We start from the raw sequence: 2,006 nt of genomic DNA, 5'->3' as shown, positions 1-2,006 counted from the left end.
GGCGATGAGACGGCTGTCCGGGTGCATGCGCGCCGCGGCGGCACGGGTGATGCTGCCGGTACCCGCACCGAGCTCGATCAGCCACTGTGGCCGCCCCGGGTCCACCCCCCGGCAGGTCGCCGCGGCCAGATGCCGGCTGGACGGCGCGAACGACGCCACCCGCCGGCCCTGCTGGAGGTACTTGCGCAGGTACAGCCGCCGCTCGCCCCTGCGCTCCTCCGCCATGCGTGCATGCATCCGCGTCATCGTGCCTCCACTGGTACCCACCCCGACACGGGGCCTGTCGGCGCAGGCTAGCGGTGGGGTACTACACGGGCACGACAGCAGGGTTACAGCAGGTCGACGCCGGGCAGCACGCCGGGCACGGCCAGCGCCCCGAGGACCACGAACAGCCCCGCCGCCACGCCGTGAACCAGGCGCATCGGCAAGCGGTTGGCGGCGGCCCCGCCCATGAACACCACCGGCACGTTGGCCGCGAGCATGCCCACGGTGGTGCCCGCCACCACCGCCCAGAGCGGGTCATAGCGCGCCGCGAGCACCACCGTCGCGATCTGGGTCTTGTCCCCGATCTCCACCAGGAAGAAGGCAATCAGCGTGGTGAGGAAGGCGCCGTAGGGATAACGCGCCGCCGCGTCGTCGTCATCGTCGGGCACCAGCAGCCACAGCCCCATGGCGACGAACGACACCGCCACCAACCACTGCTGCACCGCCGGCGGCACCAGCGCGGCGATCCAGGCGCCGGCGACACCCGCGGCGGCGTGGTTGGCCAGGGTCGCAACGAGGATGGCGGCGACGATCGCACCGGGCCGGCGGAAGCGCGCGGCGAGCACCAGGGCCAGGAGCTGGGTCTTGTCACCGATCTCCGCCAGGGCGACGGAGACGGTCGAGATCAGAAAGGCTTCCAACGGGGGATCCTTCGGGGGCGGGCCTCACGGACACGATGACACACTGCATCCGCCCGCCCCGGTCCGGATGCCGCATGTCAAAGGTCTCGTCAGGCACCTCCCGGTGCTGCCCGCGCCACGATCCGTTGAGGGATCAAATCTGTTGACGCGCGCCCCGCGGCCACCGGCCCCGGGCGACTACTCCCCAAAGACGGACCGGAGTGTATCCGCTGCCGCGGCCCGGGTCCAGCCGGCGGGCTGTCATGCGCATGCAATCCGCAACGCCTACAACTGGCGTGCCCGACCGGTCCCGCGCACCGGCGGTGGCGTCCTTTCCCAGCAGGCAGTACTGGCGCATATGCGAAACGTCACGATTCGCGCGAGACTCTGGCTCACCCTGGCGGTCCTCGTCGGGGCGATCGCCGCGGTCTCGCTCACCGGCTTCTGGCAGATCTCCCGGCTGGATGCGGCGGTCACCGCCGTCGCCGACCGGGCACTGGCCCGGGTACGCGACGCCCAGCAGGTCCGCAGCGCGATCACCGCGATCGAGCGCGCGGAAAAGGGCGCGCTGCTGGCACGGGCGTCGCTGGACATCCCCGGCGCCAAGGCCTACTTCGCCGAGGCGAAGCAGGCGTTCGAGACCCTGGACACGCTGATCGCCCGGCTCGATTCCCTGACCACCGGCGCCGCGCAGAGCGAGCGCCTGGCGAGCTTCCGCGAGACCCTGACGCGTTACCGCGCCCTCCACGGCCGGCTCAAGGACAACGCGGACAAGGGGCTGGTACAGCCGGCGATCAAGCTCAGCGAGAACGAGGGGGACGCACTGCTGGAGAGCGCCCACGAGACGCTCGGCGCCTACATCGACGGCGTCGACGCCGCCGCCGCGCAGGCCCGCTCCCGCGCGGTCGAGGGCGCCCATGCGGCACGGCTGTGGATCACCGGCGTCGCCTCCCTGGCGGTGCTCACCGGACTGCTGCTCACCGCCCTGCTCGCGGGCCACATCCGCCGGGGTCTGGACCGGGTGGTGGCGACCGCGGATGCCGTCGCCGGCGGCGACCTCACCGCGCGGGTGGCGTGGCCGCGCAACGACGAGATCGGCCGCATGAGCCGGGCACTGGAGCG

General features: G+C 72.3%; 2 protein-coding genes and 1 pseudogene. 1 reads left to right on the top strand and 2 read right to left on the bottom strand.

Annotated features, from left to right (window positions below; all coding sequences use genetic code 11):
- Positions 1–246, bottom strand: a pseudogene (locus tag G7A99_RS18725) (hypothetical protein); the annotation flags it as partial.
- An 83-nt stretch (positions 247–329) separates the two neighbouring features.
- A complete protein-coding gene (locus tag G7A99_RS18720) occupies positions 330–905 on the bottom strand; it encodes a TMEM165/GDT1 family protein (RefSeq protein ID WP_163143035.1) in 576 nt (191 codons plus the stop codon).
- 337 nt (positions 906–1,242) lie between these two features.
- Between G7A99_RS18720 and G7A99_RS18715 the strand changes: the two genes are divergently transcribed.
- Positions 1,243–2,006, top strand: a 764-nt coding sequence (locus tag G7A99_RS18715) for an MCP four helix bundle domain-containing protein (protein ID WP_163143032.1), incomplete at its 3' end; no start/stop codon positions are given.

It is taken from the genome of Arhodomonas sp. KWT, assembly GCF_010993615.1.
This window is presented reverse-complemented; position numbering and strand designations above follow the sequence as displayed.